The organism is Variovorax sp. N23 (assembly GCF_025486315.1).
Classification (GTDB): Bacteria; Pseudomonadota; Gammaproteobacteria; order Burkholderiales; family Burkholderiaceae_C; genus Variovorax.
Map to the genome: position 1 here is coordinate 1 of NZ_JAOOPY010000008.1, position 16155 is coordinate 16155.

Sequence of the window (16155 nt, forward strand, 5' to 3'; positions counted from 1 at the left end):
AACTGTCGGGGGATCAACTTCCAACGCTTGTGCCGCGCCGCGCGTCGACTGGAGGGGAGTATTTCAGCAGCCTGTTAGCGAACCGTTGAAGTCATCTGGAAATGCATGGGATTTTTGTGGAGGATGGAACGAACGGCCACGGCTTCGCGCTGGCTACTCTTTCATCAACATGTCCAGGCCCCGCTGCGCGTCCGGCTCGCCTTTGGCGAGCGCCTCCCGGTACAGCTTTTCAGCCATCACCTTGTCTTTGGGATTCCAATCCGATCCAAACCGGTAGTAGTCCGCAAGCTTCTTCAGCCACTCCGCATCACCCGTTGCCGCTGCCTTTTCGGCATACGTGAACATGCGTTGCGAGAGTGCATTTTCCTTGGCGGTGTCTTTGGGAAGCCCGCTCTCTCCACGCGCGTATCTGGAACTGATGATTTGCATTTCGAGCGCGCTCCCAGCCTCAGCAAGGGTCAGCTGGATCTGGTTGATTTGCCTTCTCAGGCTGAGCTTTTTATCGGGATCAGGTTCCGAGTCCAGCAATTCATTCAGGGCACCCCATTGTCCGGCCTGCGCCGCCCTGGCATAGAGAGCGGGGCTCTGGGCCACTTCCCGCGGGTCTTTGCTGTACTTGTAGTGCATGGCCTGGTAGGCCAGGGCGGCACCGTCGCCCTTGGCAAGGGCTTTTGCAAACCAGGCTTTTGCAACCTCCGGTGACTTTTCAGCCGCGCTGCCTCTGACGATGGCTGCGCCGTACGCTTCCATGGCGGCGGCATTCCCCGCTTCCGCGGCCCGTCCGTACCAGGCCGATGCCTTGGCAAAATCAACGACCCCGGCCGTGCCCCATTCGTAGGCCCAACCCAGCTGGTACATGGACTGCGCATCGCCCGCATTCGCGGCGCGCTCCCAGCGTTTGATTGCTTCAGCGGTCGTCTGGTACCAGCCCACAACGATGTCGACCCGCTGGACCACGCCCGTGCCCAGGCGCATCTCTTTTTCAAACACCCGCTCCCGGTCCGGCCCCGCCGGCTTGGCCGCCCAGATGCGCACCACGCCCACAGGGATTTGCATGTCGAGCGGGCATTGACCCTTAATCTCGCCATTGACGCTGACTTCAGCGCCTGCGCTATCACCCTCGCAGCCGACGCGCAGGACGGCTTTTTCTACGGGCGCCGCGGGGGCCGACTTCGCCGGCTGTTTCGTGAGAGGTTTCCTTGCCGGGGTCTGTGTCTGTGCTTGTGCGGCGCTCGCGACGGTGAGGAGCAAGCAGGCGGCAAACCGGAGAGTGGGTGAAGTCATGTTCTGGAGAGTGTCTGGTTTTCTGGAGTGAAACAATCAACGGGAGTTGCCTGGGCTGTTCAGCTTCATGACATACGGAAACTGGCAGTAGTACTCCTTCTCGAACATGCCGACAGAGTTTGTCGGTGCGCTCGCATCCAGCTTGCATCCGCAGGTTTCTGTGCTGACAAGTTCGTTGTTGGCCGCCTTGAGGTCGTCGCGAACACGCTTGATCCATTTCGCGCACCAGCCGTCGATGGAAGCCTTGTTGATTCCGGAAGCCCACCAGGTGCTTTCTTCCGTTCTGGGGTAGCCTGGATAGGATTTTGCCGGCGCCTGCCCGCCCTGCGACTCGCTCGATGCGACGGCTGTTGGCTGCTGTTGCTGGCTGGCCAGCGCGGGGGCGCGGTCCGGGGCGCGTTGTTGTTCCTGTTGTTGTTGCCGTGGCTGCTGCTGCGCGCGGCTTTGCCGCTCGGCCTGTTGCGCCTGCAGGTTTGTCATCAGGTTGCTAAGATATGCAGCGCATCACGGCGCCAGCAACTTCTGCAAGTACGTATTTGCATCTTTATCGCCTTGCTCCGCAGCCTTGCGGGCCAGTTGTACGGCCACGGCCTTATCCTTCGGGGCGCCACTCTTGCCTTCCTCGTACATCGAGGCCAGCATCAAAACTGAATTCAGATCGCCAGAAGCCGCTGCTTTTTTTGCGTAGCGCAAATACTGAGCGTAGAGTTTTCTAGCGCGCTCTGGATTCATTGCAACGAGAACACCCCACTCGTACTCAAGCGCCAGCGATTTGATGGCTATTGGATAGCCCTCGAAAGCCAGAGACTCCATAATTGGATACGACATTTTGTTTAACTGATCCCTTGCTGCCTTATCCGAAGTCAATTTCCAGCTGACCAAGGCGTTCATTGCCTCGTAATTTCCCGCATTCGCCCCTTTTTCAAACCAGATTTTTGCTTGTTCACGATTTTCTGGAACCCCCATCACATCGCTTCCAAATAGCCGGAGAAAACCTAATCTGTTCATGGCTGAACCGTCTCCACGCGCGGCGGCCTTTTCCCACATTGCAATAGCTTCAGAGGGATTGCGTGATACGCCACCCATGCTATGGTAGGAGGAAAGGTAGGTGGCGTAAGCGGACATCCCTGCCGGGTTTTCGGCCCGCGCTGCACGTTCATACCATTTGGCGGCTTGCTTGAAATCAACATTGCCCGCAAGACCCCATTCATACACTTGGCCGGCACGAAGCATGGCCGCCGAGTCTCCCCCTTCGGCTTTCTTGATCAGCGCCGGAAGCGCGCGCAGTTGCTCTTCCTCCTTTGGCCGGGCGTCGGCCTCTACTTCGTCGTCAATACGCTTCAGGGCAGCAAGACTGGCCCTGGGCTCTCCCAGCTCTACATCGACCCGTTTGCCGGTACCGGCTGCCATCGTGAATTCCCGTTCAAATACGCGCTCCTGCGCCTCATTCACTTTTTTGCTGGCCCGCAGTCGGATGTTGCCGGGTGCAACCGAGACATCCACCGGGCAATCGCCTTTAACCACGTCATTGATGCTGATTGTCGCACCAGCGTTTTCGCCATCACATGCGATGCGCAATGCGGCTGACGTTTGCGCAAAAGCGGAAGGCGAGGACGCCAGAAGAGCAAGGGACAAGGCCATGGAATAGTTGCACGTACGCATACTGGATTTTCCTGATCGTGAATTGATCGTGAATTGATCGTGAGTTTGGTCAAAACTGGCAACGCATCAAGAGTGGTAGCGGTACTTCTGTTTCATCCCTGGTACGTATGCATTCGAGCCGTTTATGAAAATTGAACGAGGTAGCGAGATAGGGAGGTTGGGAGACCTCACCGTGTACTCCAGATTTCACGGCTCGGGTCCAGCCATTTCTATCGATCTGCCGAGTTGCTAGTCGAATGGGCTCCAGGCAAAAACCAGACTCGGCAAGACCAGACTTTATTTCTGGCGAAATAACTGCAGGAGCAATTCGATCTTTGCGCAACGCCAGAATCCCGCCGATCCTGCGCGTTAATCGAAATCTGTTGTTCCCTATCGCGCTCTGCCTGGCGGCACGCTTCATTCCTTGATGCAACAGGTGTTCTAGTCGCCTCGCCCCCCCCGTATTGCCAATTCTTGCCGCCAAAATCCGGATTAGGTTCAAAGATGTCCTTTTCCTCAGAACTGGTCGATGCTGTTTTACGTGTCTCATCAGCGCGTTGCTGAGCGACCTGCTGGGCTTGCACGCGCTCTTGCAGCGCTTGCTCAGCCGCCTGTTGTGCGTTGTTTCTGGCGGCCTGCTCATTGGCGGCTGCCACCGCTCTGTTATTGATTTCGCTAACGCGGCGGGCCGCCTCACGACGATTTGCATCTTGCTGGGCGAGGTTGGCGACCATCTGGTTGTGGATGCCGGCTAGCTGCGCTGCCGACTGGCGGCTGTTGGCCAGTGCGCCCTGCACTGCAGCGAGCACGCCAGGGGAGGAGTCTGTTTCGACCTCTCTGGCCTGCTGAGGTGCAGAGCATCTCGCTCGGATCTCTTCAAAGTAGTCCGTTTTCCAAATCGCATCTAAACACAATGAATATAGGTCCCTACCCGTACATTCCCTCTCGCAAACTTTCGTTCGATTCGCCGAGCTGGTTTCATCTTCTTCCTCTGCCTTGCGCTTCGCAACGACGACTGCTTCTTTTTCTACCGCAAGATTCTTTTCGGCCAGGCGCAGGGTGTTTTTGGCTGCCGTACCAACTGCCACCCTGCGTGCTTTGGCCAGTTTTGCCTCGGTGCAAGTGAAATCGTGTGCCTTCGTGCATTTTTCAGCTTTCGCAACCGCGTCCTGAAAGTCGAGCATGTCCAACTGATCAAGTTGCTCGGTCATTTGCGTCAAATCAGAAGTGGCGGCGGCTTGACCAGATATGAAAATTACCGACAAAAGGCATGCGGTCAGTAACTTGAGTGCTGAAGTTGAGTGCATATGACCTCGTTCTACCGTTTTCCGAGAGTTAAGTCACCTGCCTGATACCCTGAAAATTTAACTGCGCAAAGCTCGCGCCGATTGCAAATACAAGCGAGGCGCTGTCGGGTACGGCTAAAAGCTTCATAGGTTGATTCCTGTTCCAATGGGCGATGCTTCCTCAAATCAGTTTGGGGAATTCTCGACGAAGTTACAAGGCGTCACAATGGTGCAAATGTACTATGGATACAGGACCGCCAATGAACTACGACATGGTCACGCCAGCAGACTTCGCTGGAGATCCAGCGCGGCATCAGCCAGGTCGCGCTGCGCGGCGACGAACTGCAGGCAGCGGTGCTGAATCGCTGGTTGGAAGACATGGTGTTGCCGGCCTTCGCCGGCCGGGTTCTGCCGATCGACCACCTGGTGGCCAGGCGAGCGGCGCGCCTGACGTGGGGCGACGCCCGCGACTACCGCGACCCACTGATCTCCGCGACAGGACTGGTGCACAGCGCGACGGTGGTAACGCGCAACGTCAAGCACTTCGAAGCGTCAGGGGTGCCACTGGTCAACCCCTGGAACGACTCACCATAGCCTGACAGGAAGATTTAAATAACCTATAATGTTAGGATGGTCGATAGCTTATTTAACATAATCCTTATCGTATAAAAACAGGGCGCCAATCGGTAATGGATGTCTATGCATGTCTGCGCCGGTTGAACTTTGACCCACCCTGCCGTTTGAACTTTGACCCGGGGATGGAAGCCGGCATCGTGGATGCCGGCTGTGTATAACTCTACCGCCTTCGTGCTTTCTCGCTTTCCTTTCTGATGTCAGATCGTCTGCACGAAGAAGGCGCGGAGGGCGAAGCCCGCAGCGCCTTGTCCCCGTGTGCGTGGCAGTTCAACGAGCGTTTCCAGACGAGTCCTTGCGCTCCTGCTCGCGAGCCCTGATGCGCTTCTTCGAGTTCGCCGTGGCGTGCGTGATCCGGTAGCTGTCGTTGCCTGTCTCGACGATGTGGCAGTGATGCGTGAGCCGATCCAGCAACGCAGTGGTCATCTTCGGATCCACGAACACACTGCTCCATTCGGCGAAGTCCAGGTTGGTCGTCACCACGACGCTGGTGTGCTCGTACAGTTTCGAGAGCAGGTGGAACAGCAGCGCCCCGCCAGCCTGGCTGAAGGGCAGGTAGCCCATCTCGTCGAGCACCACCGCGTCCAGGCGCAGCATGCTCGCCGCAATGCGCCCAGCCTTGCCCTGAGCCTTCTCCTGTTCCAGCGCATTGACCAGATCGACCGTCGAGTAGAACCGCACGCGCTTGCCATGCTTCGTGATGCCCGCCACGCCGATGGCAGTCGCCAGATGGCTTTTACCGGTGCCGGGCCCACCGACCAACACGACGTTGTGCGCCTCATCGGTGAAGGCCATCTCGGCCAGTTGCACCACCAGCTTGCGGTCGACCGGCGACACCTCGAAGTCGAACCCGGCAAGGTCCCGGTGCACAGGGAACTTCGCCGCGTTCATCTGGTGAGTGACCGGGTGAGTGACCGAGCGCGTGGCGCGCTCGGTGGTCTCGGCACGCAGCATCTGCTCGACCAGCCAGCGCGAACGCTCCAGCTCGGCGGCGTTCTGCTCCATCAGATCGGCCCAGGTCCCGGCCATGCCGTGCAGGCGCAGCGCCTTGAGTTCAGCGATGACGTCACGCATGACCGGCCTCCCTTGTCTTGTTCAAGTTGCGCAGCCGGTCGTAGCGCGCCGTGTCGGCGATCGGCGGTGTCATCACCTGCAGCGGCGTCTCCACGTTCTCTGGCCGCGGCGCCGCGTTCAGGCGTGCAAGCACGTTGATGACGTGTTCGACGCTCACACGCCCGGAGGGCGGTGCGCCGTCCAGCGCGAGGTCCACGGCCACCAGCACCGCCTCCAGTCCCGCTGTCGGCACCAAGGCCAGCACCCGGGCCATCAGCCGGTCGCCTCCGCTCTCGCGCAACAGTGCACGACGCAACCGCTGCAATGATTCGGGCAGATCGGTGAACGGTGCGCCATTGCGCAGCGCCCCCGGCTTCCTCTGCACCAGCGGCACATAGTGCTGCCAGTCGTAGCGCGTCTTGCTCTTGTCCGTCAGACGCTCATGCTCGGCGACGACGCCATCGCCGGCCACCACCTTCACGCGCGTCGGGTACAGGTGCGTGCTGACCATCTGCCCGGCCAGCTCGCACGGCACCGAGTAGCGGTTGCGCGCTACCGACACCAAGCAGGTGCTGCTCACCCGGGCCACCTCCTCGACGTAGCCATCGAACGCGGCCGGCATCGGCATCAACTGCACCCGCTCGTGCTCGAGCATCTCGGCAACGCTGAACTGCTTGTGCTCGGGATGCCGCACTTCCTCCCACAGTGCCCGGCAGCGTTCGCCCAGCCAGGCATTGAGCTCGTCGAAGCTGGCGAAGCGCCGCTCACGCGCGTCGATCCAGATGCGCCGGCGGCTATCCTGGACGTTCTTCTCCACGACGCCCTTCTCCCAACCCGAAGCAACGTTGCAGAAGTCCGGGTCGTACAGGTAGTGCGCGCACATCACCGCGAAGCGCGCGTTGACGGTGCGGGCCTTCCCCTTGTGCACCTTGTCCACGGCCGTCTTCATGTTGTCGTAGATGCCCCGACGCGCCACACCGCCGAGCGCGGCGAACGACCGGGTGTGGGCGTCGAACAGCATCTCGTGGCCCTGGCTCGGGTACGCCACCAGCCAGAACGCCCGGCTCGCGCACAGCTTCATGTGCGCGACCTGCAGCTTGCGGTAGATCCCGCCAATCACCAGCGCCTCGTCGCTCCAATCGAATTGGAACGCCTCGCCGAGCTCGAAGGTCAGCGGCACAAAGGCCTTGCCAACTGCAACGCCGCCTTGGCTGGCGCGCCAGGCGCGGATGAAGTCGGTCAGCTGGGTATAGCCGCCTTCGTAGCCCGCCTGGGCAATCTGCTTGAGCAGCGCCTTGGCCGTTCGCCGCTCCTTCTTCGGACGGCGCGCATCGGCCAGCAAGGCCGTCTTCACCATCTCGACGAACGGCGTCAGCTTCGTGGAAACCGCGCGGCGCTCGTACCTCGGTGGCGACGCCACCGGCGTGCGCAGGTACTTCCTCACCGTGTTGCGCGACAGGCTCGTCGCCCTGGCGATCTCTCGCACCGATTTGTTCTCGCGGTGGTGCATCCGCAGGACCTTGCCAATCATGGCCATGGTGATCACTCCTCATACCCCCACCGCTTAAAAAAGCAGCAGGGTAGGCTGAACACCCGGGTCAAATTTGAAGCGGTACAACCCTCACAGATGGGTCAATTTTCGGCCGGCGCCAACACTGACAATTGCTGCTCAGAACTTCCCGGTCTTCCGCCCTGATTCATCAAATCTGGAGTGTCGCACTTCAGGTTTGATCCGTCCTGACTGGCATTGCCTTTACGGGCAGCTTCTATCGGATTGGCATGAGCATCCATCAAAGGCTTATCTCTGCGAGATGATGACTAAATGACAGACGTGAAAAAGCCGCCCAAAGGCGGCTCGCAATCGTGCTGAAAATCGCTTAGCGGCACTCGCTCGGGGCGTACTTGGCGACCAGAGTGCCAGCCACTGCAGGAGCGGCAGCACCAAGGGCGCCGCATGCCCACTTAATATTGTCGCCGGGTGGTGCATAGCCTGCGGTGGAGGAATCGACCAGTGCGACCGGCGTCGCAGGAATGCCAGTGTAAGGACGCAAGATCAAAGTGCCGCCACCAGCTGCAGCGGTGTAAGTGATCGTGATTTGGCCGGTGGCGTTGGCGATAGTCAGAGCGGAAACATTTTTCGTCGCATTTGTAGCGGAAATAGGAGTGAATCCTGCGTCGTAAGGCTTGGAGTTGGCGGCATTGTCCGCCACGGCTTGCTTTGCAGACGATGCCAACACCAAGCCTTCGGTGACCTTGGCGCGGATCGTGTAATCCTGATACGCCGGCAGCGCCACAGCAGCCAAGATACCAATGATCGCCACAACGATCATCAACTCGATCAGGGTGAAGCCCTTTTGCACGTTGCGTGCGATGGAATGACGGTTCATTACTTACTCCAGGTTGGTTGACGGGGCCCGGGTTGTTGCCCCGGCGCAGTCTTCTCTCCGCAGCTACCGTGCCAGGGGCCAGAAGCCCCGTAACCGCCTCTTCGCGTGCAGTTCTTCACGCTTTGCTTACACAGAGTGACATATTTCGTTGTTCACGCGCCTCACGCCCTGACAAAACTTGTCATGCCGGCCGATAGTGACGATGCCTGTCCCTTCGGCCGCGCCAGCGGATTCAAACGGTCAGCACGCTCGCCGTCTGCAGCCAGCGGATGTCGTGCTGCGCCACGCCGCGCGCCTGCCAGTCGGCCGTGATGGCGTCGATCTGGCTCATGATCTCGCCGGTTTCGGCCGGCTTGGTGTGGGTGATGTAGATGGGGTAGTGCCGGCCGGGCGCGATGTGGGCCAGCTCGTCGACCAGGCTGGCGGGTGACAGGTGCAGGCTGCGCTGGGCCAGGGCCTTCTCGCGGTCGCTGAAGGCGGTTTCGATGACGAGCATGGCCACGTCGAGGGCGTTCACGCGGTCCCAGAAGGGCGGGTTGCGCTCGGTGTCGCCGCTGAAAACCCAGTGCGGCCCCTGGCCGTTGGCGCAGCGCACGGCAAAGCCGCAGGCCGGCACGGTGTGCACGGCGGGCAGCACCTCGATGGCCTTGGGGCGTCGGGCGCCGAGCTGCAGGGTCTGGCCGATGGCGATGTCGTGGAAGCTGACGAAGGGTGCCTCGCGGCTGGGGATGCTGGCGAAGTCGGGCCAGATGACGTTGTTGAAGACGTGGGCACGCAGGGCCTCGATGGTGGCGCGCAGCGCATGCACCCGCAGGGGCTGGGCCCGGCGGGAGGCGATGGCGTCGATCATGAGCGGGAGCGCCGCGATGTGGTCGAGGTGCGAATGCGTGAGCAGCACGTCGTCGATGCCGGCCATCTGCTCGAGCGTGAGGTCACCGACGCCGGTGCCGGCGTCGACGAGGAGGTCGTCGTCGACCAGAAAGGATGTCGTGCGGCAGTCCTTGGCGATGGCGCCGGAACAGCCGAGCACACGCACCTGCATTGTGAAAGACCCTCGGTTACTTGGTGTCGAAGCGGATTGCGCCGTCCCAGTCCGGGTCCTTGGGCTGCAATGCCATGGAGGCTAAACGCTTCGCGTAAAGGTGGTAAAGGACTTTTTTCGTATCTCCGGCCAGTAAAGGAGCCAGCAGGGTCCGCCCTTCCGCCCACTGCTGCGCGCGGTAAGCCGAAAGCACCAATGCCCAGCGCTCGAGCTGGGCCAGCTGGGCCACGCCCACGTCGCCGCTGCGCCCGACCGGCGTGAAGATGGCCACGGCGCGGGCCTTGCCGCGGACGTAGACGCGGTCGAGCTCCTGCCAGACGTAGAGGGGCGCGGCGCGCCGGGTGCTCTCGGCCACGAGGATCTGGGCGCCGTAGTGGGTGCCGAGGCTTTCGAGGCGGGCGGCCAGGTTGACGGCGTCGCCAACGACGGTGTAGCTGCGGCGCACGGCGGAGCCCATGTCGCCGACGCTCATGACGCCGGTGTTCAGGCCGATGCCCACACTGATCTCCGGGCGGCCGGCCTCGCGGTGGGTCAGGTTGAGTTCCCGCACGGCGGCGGCCATCTCGACGGCCGCCTGGACGGCCAGGGTGGCGTGGTCCGGCGTGTCGACCGGCGCACCCCAGAAGGCCATGACGCAGTCGCCCATGTACTTGTCGACGGTGCCGCGGTGGGCGTTGATGATGTCGGTGAGCCGGCTGAAAACGGCGTTGAGAAAGGCCTGCAGTTCGGCCGGCGCCATGGTTTCGGAAAGCTGCGTGAAGCCGCGCATGTCGCAGAACATGACGGTGAGTTCCTTGCTCTCGGCGCGCATGCTGTAGCGCTCGGGGCGCTCGAGCATTTCGTCGACCAGTTGCGGCGGCACGTAGGTGCCGAAGAGCCTTGCCAGGCCGCGCCGGGCACGCGCCTCGACGAAATAGCCCCAGCTCATGTTGAGCACGAAGGCCATGGCGAGCATCATCAACGCGACCGCCAGGGGTAGCACCAGGCCGAAGCTGGCGAAGAGCGCGGCGTTCAGCCCGATGACCACGGTGCCGACGGCCGCGCCGAGCAGCACGGCACGCGAGGCGGGCAGCAGCGACATGCCGAAGGCCAGCGTGAGCCCGGCGACGAGCAGCACCAGCACGTCGTAGCCGGGGGCGTAGTCGGGCACGAAGGGCAGCCGCCCATCGAGCAGGCCGGAGATGATGTTGGCGTGCACTTCCACGCCAGGGAAGGTGGCGCCTACCGGTGTCGCACGAAGGTCCTGCAGGCCCGGGGCCGTGGCCCCGACCAGGACGATCTTGCCCTTGAGTTCGGTGGGGGCGAGTTTGCCGGTCAGCACGTCCGCCGCGGCCACGTAGCGGAACGACCCGCCCCGCGGGCCGCCGCGCCCGCGGTAGGGCACGAGCAGGCTGGCGCTCTGGTCGACGGGCACGCGCAACTGCACGGCCGTCGACGAACTCAGCACCACCGCCTCCAGCAGGATCGGCGCGCTCGGCAGGCTGCGGGGCGCGAACGAAGGCCGGACCGCGGGCATGCCGCGCGCCTGGCGGTAGATGGCCAGGGCCAGGGATTCGTAGAAGCCCGGCGTCGCGGCGTCGCCGTCGTAGCGCGCGAGCAGGGGCGCGGCGCGCACCACGCCGTCTTCGCTAACGCCGATCAGCACGTTGATGAAGCCGCTGGCCGGCGCGGCGGCGGCCAGTGGTGCGATGCTGCCGGCGAAGCCGTTCCAGCGCGTGGCATAGGCCTGGCCGCGCGGGAAGGCTTCGGTCGACAGCACCGGCGCCGGCAGCACGCCCTTGGCATGCGGCTGGGCGGTTTGCGTGAAGTAGTAGCCGAGCGACACGCGCCGCTCGGCCAGGGACTGGGCGAAGGTGGCGTCGTAGTCGAGGCTCGGCGCGATGCGTTCCAACTCCGCCGCGAAAGCGGGGTCGTGCCGCAGCGGGCCTTCGGCCAGGCCGCGCAGGGTGGCCAGGCCGGAACTGCCGTCGGCTTCGACGAAGAGCACGTCATAGCCGAGCACGGCCGCCTGCTGCCGGCCCATGAGCTCGTCGGTCAGGCGCGCCAGCTTGTCGCGGCTCCACGGCCACTGGCCCAGCTGCTGGAGGCTGGGGTCGTCGATGTCGACGATGACGATGCGGGGGTCGAGCGTGCGCGGCATGCTCAGCCGCAGCCGCTTGTCGTAGATGAAGTTGTCGAAGGGCTCGACGAAGGGAGAGCGCCACGCGCCCGTCGCATGGGCCAGGGCCATGGCCACGGGAATCAGCGTGATGAGGATGCGCAGCCAGTGCCGGCGCAGCGCTTTCATGGCGCGCGGCGCCGATCTCGGTGGGGCCGCGCCGCCTCAGGCGTGGATGAACTGCATGCGCGTGCCGCCCAGCTCGAGCACGTCGCCATCCTGCAGGGCGACGGCCTCGGTGCCCAGCAGTTCGCCATTGAGCGTGGTGCCGCCGTCGATCGGGGCGACGACGTAGCCGTGCAGACGCCGCGTGACGGCGGCGACTGCCACGCCGGGCTTGCCGATGGTGGTGACGACTTTCTCCAGGGATAGTTCGCGTCCGGCGCCGACGCCGGAGAGCACGCGGATGGCCGCCGCAGCGACCGGCCCGCCCAGCGGCGACGACACGGTGGGTGCGCTCGACAGGGGAATGGGGCCGGAGGTGATGGGGGGCCCGACGCGCACGGGGCCGCTCGCGACGGCGCACGGCTCGCCGCCGGCCAGGTAGCGGATCTTGTACTTGCCGACTTCGATGACGTCGTTGTTCTCCAGCGCCTGCTTCTTGATGGCGCGGGCATTGACGTACGTGCCGTTGGTGCTGTTGAGGTCTTCAAGGTAGACGTCGCCGCCGATCATGTGCAGCACGGCATGCTCGCCGCTGATCGCCAGATTGTCGATCACGATGTCGTTGTAAGGCCGCCGGCCCAGCGTGGTTCGGTCCTTGGCGAGCGTCACCTCCTTGATGACAACCCCGTCGATCGAAACGATCATTTTCGGCATGGCCGACTCCTGAACTGCCTGTTTGTATCAGCGGGCCTGTGGAACGGCAGATTCCTGGGCCTCGTTACCCCTGGGCTCGCACCAGTTCATCACCGGCAGCCCTCGCCAGGACGACCGAAATATTGTCCCTGCCGCCATTGTCGTTCGCAGCTGCAACCAAAAGTAGTGCTTTCTGGGATAAGTCGCAATTTTGTAACAGAAGCGTGCAAATCTCCCCGTCGCTCACCATCTCGCTGAGGCCATCGGAGCAGAACAGGTACAGGTCACCGACCTGCGCCTCGTGGTCGTGCATCTCCAGGTCGACGGAGGCCTCGATGCCCAGTGCGCGGGTCACGAGGTTGCGGTGCGGCGACTGCGCCGCTTGCGCCAGCGTGATGAGGCCGGCATCCAGTTGCTCCTGCAGCAGCGAATGGTCGCGTGTCAGCAGGTCGAGCCGGCCGGCCCGCAGCCGGTAGCAGCGCGAGTCGCCGATGTGGCCAACCACCACCCGCTGCGGCCCGAAGGCGCCCAGCACCAGCGTCGTGCCCATGCCCTGGAGTTGCATGTTCGCGACACCGGCCTCGAGGATCGCGGCATTGGCCTCGTCCGTGCCGGCCTGCAGGGCGCGCTTGATGGCCCGCACATGCGCATCGACACCGGCATGCGCCAGCCAGCGCCCGAAGCTGGCCTGCAGCAGGGCGATCGCCATGCCGCTGGCCACCTCGCCGCCGTTGTAGCCGCCCATGCCGTCGGCCAGGATGGCCAGGCCGAGCGAGGCGTCGAAGGCAATGGCGTCCTCGTTGTTGGACCGCACCCGGCCCGCGTCGGTGAGCGCGGCGAAATCCCATGACCGGATGCTGTCCTCGGAGGACGAAGGGGTGAGGTCAGGGCGGTTCATGGGGGGCTACGGCAAGGGCGTGCGGTGCGTCAGTGGGCCGGCGCGTGGGCGCCGCGGCGCCCCAGCCAGCGCCCGACGAACACCACGAAGGCGGCGCCGGCAGCCGCAGCCGCGTAGTGCAGCCACGGGTTGGCGGCCAGCACGTCGCGCAGGAAGACGTCGCTGACGATGGTTTCGCCGCCGACCCAGCCGATGAGTGCCGCGCCGAGCATCACGATGATGGGGAAGCGTTCCATCAGCTTGATCATGAGCGTGCTGCCGAAAATCACCAAGGGAATGCTGATGGCCAGGCCCAGGATCAGCAGCGTGGTGTCGCCCTGTGCGGCAGCCGCCACGGCGATCACGTTGTCCAGGCTCATCACGAGGTCGGCGATCAGGATGGTGCGCACGGCCGCCATGAGGCTGCCGTATTCCTTGCTTTCGCCTTCGCCCTCTTCCTCGTCACCGAGCAGTTGCAGGCCGATCCACAGCAGCAGCAGGCCGCCGACGACCTGCAGGAAGGGCAGGCTCAGCAGCTTGGCCGCCACCACCGTCAGCACGATGCGCAGCACCACGGCCGCGCCCGAGCCGAAGAGCACGGCTTTTTTCTGCTGCGCGGGCGGCAGCGAGCGGGCGGCCAGCGCGATCACCACCGCGTTGTCGCCCGAAAGAATGATGTTGATCCAGACAATCTTGATCAGGCCGATCCAGAAGTCGGCGCTTTGAAGGAGTTCCATGTCTCTATTCCACTGTTATGTATAGAAAAAGCGCCCGCAATTGGATTGCGAGCGCTCTTCGTTTGTGTGTGGTGCGAAACGCGAGTCTTACAGCTTGGCCTTGAGCAGCTTGGCAAGTTCCGAGAAGTTGCGCGTCACGGTGAAGCCGGACTCTTCCATGATGGCGAGCTTGGCATCGGCCGTGTCGGCACCGCCGGAGATCAGCGCGCCGGCGTGGCCCATGCGCTTGCCCGGAGGCGCCGTGACACCGGCGATGAAGCCGACGACCGGCTTCTTCATGTTGAGCTTGCACCAGCGGGCGGCGTCGGCTTCGTCCGGGCCGCCGATCTCGCCGATCATGATGACCGCGTCGGTGTCCGGATCGTCGTTGAACGCCTTCATCACGTCGATGTGCTTGAGGCCGTTGATCGGGTCGCCGCCGATGCCGACCGCCGACGATTGGCCGAGGCCGATTTCGGTCAGTTGCGCCACGGCTTCATAGGTCAGCGTGCCCGAGCGCGAGACCACGCCGATGCGACCCTTGCGGTGGATGTGGCCGGGCATGATGCCGATCTTGATCTCGTCGGGCGTGATCAGGCCGGGGCAGTTCGGGCCGAGCAGCAGCGTCTTCTTGCCGCCGGCGGCTTCCTTGGCCTTCATCCTGTTGCGCACTTCGAGCATGTCCTTGACCGGGATGCCTTCGGTGATGCAGATCGCCATGTCCAGGTCGGCTTCGACGGCTTCCCAGATGGCGGCGGCGGCGCCGGGTGGCGGCACGTAGATGACGGACACGGTGGCGCCGGTCTGCGATGCGGCTTCTTTCACCGAACCGAAGATCGGAATGCCGAAGATCGACTCGCCGGCCTTCTTCGGGTTCACGCCTGCGACGAAGGCGTTCTTGCCGTTCGCGTATTCCTGGCACTTTTCCGTGTGGAACTGACCGGTCTTGCCGGTGATGCCCTGGGTGATGACCTTGGTGTCTTTGTTGATGTAGATCGACATGACTTGTTCCTTACTTGGCGACTGCCGCAACCACTTTTTGGGCCGCGTCGGCCATCGTGTCGGCGCTGATGATGGGCAGGCCCGAATCGGCCAGCATCTTCTTGCCTTCGACTTCGTTCGTGCCCTTCATGCGCACGACCAGCGGCACGGAGAGGTTCACGGCCTTGCAGGCTGCGATCACGCCGGTGGCGATGGTGTCGCACTTCATGATGCCGCCGAAGATGTTGACCAGGATGCCCTTGACGTTCTTGTTCTTGAGCATGATCTTGAAGGCCTCGGTCACCTTCTCGGGGGTGGCACCGCCGCCCACGTCCAGGAAGTTGGCCGGCTCGCCGCCGAACAGCTTGATGGTGTCCATGGTGGCCATCGCCAGGCCGGCGCCGTTGACCAGGCAGCCGATGTTGCCGTCCAGCGAGATGTAGGCGAGGTCGAACTTGGAGGCTTCGACTTCGGCCGGATCTTCTTCGTCGAGGTCGCGCAGGGCGACGATCTCGGGGTGGCGGAACAGCGCGTTCGGGTCGAAGTTGAACTTCGCGTCGAGCGCCATGATGTTGCCCTTGCTGTCACGGTTGAGCGGGTTGATCTCGACCAGCGAGGCGTCCGTCTCCATGTAGCAGGTGTAGAGCTTCTTGAACACGTCGACGGCCTGGGCGGTCGAGTCGGCCGGAATGCCGATGCCGTCGGCGATTTCCTTGGCTTGCGCGTCGGTCAGGCCCAGCAGCGGGTCGGCGTAGACAGTGATGATCTTCTCGGGCGACGAGTGCGCCACTTCTTCGATGTCCATGCCGCCTTCGCTCGAGGCGATGAACGCGACCTTCTGCGTGGCGCGGTCGGTCACGGCGGACACGTAGTATTCCTTCTGGATGTCGGCGCCGTCTTCGATGTACAGGCGGCGGACCTTCTGGCCTTCGGGGCCGGTCTGGTGCGTGACGAGCTGCATGCCGAGGATCTCGCCGGCGAGCTTCTTCACGTCTTCGATGCTCTTGGCGACCTTGACGCCGCCGCCCTTGCCGCGGCCACCCGCGTGAATCTGGGCCTTGACCACCCACACGGGGCCGCCAAGTTTCTGGGCGGCCTCGACCGCCTCCTGGACCGTGTATGCCGGAATGCCGCGCGGCACGGGCACGCCGAACTTGGCAAGAATTTCCTTGCCTTGGTACTCGTGAATCTTCATGAGGTGTCTCTCGGAACGGAGGTTGAAAACAGGAGAGGGATGCGCTGTTGTTCGCGGGCCACGGCGCTCCGCAGGGCGGGGGCGGCGAACAACAGGCGACTGTA

At 63.1% G+C, this 16155-nt stretch carries 16 protein-coding genes; 1 reads left to right on the forward strand and 15 read right to left on the reverse strand.

The features are described from left to right. Positions 1-153: 153 nt before the first annotated feature. The 4 genes from N8A90_RS13790 to N8A90_RS13805 all read right to left on the reverse strand — a co-directional run bounded on the left by N8A90_RS13790 (position 154) and on the right by N8A90_RS13805 (position 4136). Entirely contained in the window at positions 154-1284 is a 1131-nt protein-coding gene (locus tag N8A90_RS13790) for a hypothetical protein (protein ID WP_262075492.1), read from the reverse strand. A gap of 36 nt (positions 1285-1320) precedes the next feature. Beyond that, entirely contained in the window at positions 1321-1764 is a 444-nt protein-coding gene (locus N8A90_RS13795; RefSeq protein ID WP_262075493.1) for a hypothetical protein, read from the reverse strand. 24 nt (positions 1765-1788) lie between these two features. Then, positions 1789-2925 (reverse strand): tetratricopeptide repeat protein, encoded by a 1137-nt coding sequence (locus N8A90_RS13800; RefSeq protein WP_262075494.1) that lies wholly within the window; start codon positions 2923-2925, stop codon positions 1789-1791. A 230-nt stretch (positions 2926-3155) separates the two neighbouring features. After that, positions 3156-4136 (reverse strand): hypothetical protein, encoded by a 981-nt coding sequence (locus N8A90_RS13805; protein WP_262075495.1) that lies wholly within the window; start codon positions 4134-4136, stop codon positions 3156-3158. 429 nt (positions 4137-4565) lie between these two features. Here N8A90_RS13805 and N8A90_RS13810 point away from each other — a divergent pair, with 429 nt between their 5' ends. Next, positions 4566-4805: a plasmid stabilization protein gene (locus tag N8A90_RS13810; protein WP_262075496.1), complete on the forward strand. Its 240-nt coding sequence runs from the start codon at positions 4566-4568 to the stop codon at positions 4803-4805. Between the two features lie 309 nt (positions 4806-5114). On the opposite strand, the gene istB is transcribed toward N8A90_RS13810, so the two are convergent. The 11 genes from istB to sucC all read right to left on the reverse strand — a co-directional run bounded on the left by istB (position 5115) and on the right by sucC (position 16051). Next, the gene (gene istB, locus N8A90_RS13815; protein WP_262075497.1) at positions 5115-5918 is read right to left on the reverse strand and encodes an IS21-like element helper ATPase IstB; all 804 of its coding nucleotides are present in this window, start codon (positions 5916-5918) and stop codon (positions 5115-5117) included. Continuing rightward, positions 5911-7434, reverse strand: coding sequence for an IS21 family transposase (gene istA / locus N8A90_RS13820; RefSeq protein WP_262075499.1), 1524 nt, complete (start codon positions 7432-7434; stop codon positions 5911-5913). The genes istB and istA overlap by 8 nt, the downstream gene beginning before the upstream one ends. Positions 7435-7529: 95 nt before the next feature. Further along, entirely contained in the window at positions 7530-7688 is a 159-nt protein-coding gene (locus tag N8A90_RS13825) for a hypothetical protein (protein WP_262075500.1), read from the reverse strand. Positions 7689-7774: 86 nt separating this feature from the next. Further along, positions 7775-8284, reverse strand: a complete 510-nt coding sequence (locus N8A90_RS13830) for a pilin (RefSeq protein WP_262075501.1) — start codon at positions 8282-8284, stop codon at positions 7775-7777. 232 nt (positions 8285-8516) lie between these two features. Beyond that, positions 8517-9326, reverse strand: coding sequence for a 3',5'-cyclic-nucleotide phosphodiesterase (locus tag N8A90_RS13835; RefSeq protein WP_262075502.1), 810 nt, complete (start codon positions 9324-9326; stop codon positions 8517-8519). 16 nt (positions 9327-9342) lie between these two features. Next, a complete protein-coding gene (locus tag N8A90_RS13840) occupies positions 9343-11613 on the reverse strand; it encodes a CHASE2 domain-containing protein (protein ID WP_262075503.1) in 2271 nt (756 codons plus the stop codon). A gap of 36 nt (positions 11614-11649) precedes the next feature. Continuing rightward, positions 11650-12303 (reverse strand): FHA domain-containing protein, encoded by a 654-nt coding sequence (locus tag N8A90_RS13845; RefSeq protein ID WP_262075504.1) that lies wholly within the window; start codon positions 12301-12303, stop codon positions 11650-11652. Positions 12304-12367: 64 nt separating this feature from the next. After that, positions 12368-13180: a Stp1/IreP family PP2C-type Ser/Thr phosphatase gene (locus N8A90_RS13850; RefSeq protein WP_262075505.1), complete on the reverse strand. Its 813-nt coding sequence runs from the start codon at positions 13178-13180 to the stop codon at positions 12368-12370. Between the two features lie 29 nt (positions 13181-13209). Further along, positions 13210-13896 (reverse strand): TerC family protein, encoded by a 687-nt coding sequence (locus N8A90_RS13855; protein WP_262075506.1) that lies wholly within the window; start codon positions 13894-13896, stop codon positions 13210-13212. Between the two features lie 87 nt (positions 13897-13983). Then, a complete protein-coding gene (sucD, locus tag N8A90_RS13860; protein WP_262075507.1) occupies positions 13984-14877 on the reverse strand; it encodes a succinate--CoA ligase subunit alpha in 894 nt (297 codons plus the stop codon). A gap of 10 nt (positions 14878-14887) precedes the next feature. After that, on the reverse strand, positions 14888-16051 hold the full coding sequence (gene sucC, locus N8A90_RS13865; RefSeq protein WP_262075508.1) for an ADP-forming succinate--CoA ligase subunit beta: 1164 nt from the start codon (positions 16049-16051) through the stop codon (positions 14888-14890). Between the last annotated feature and the right edge of the window lie 104 nt (positions 16052-16155).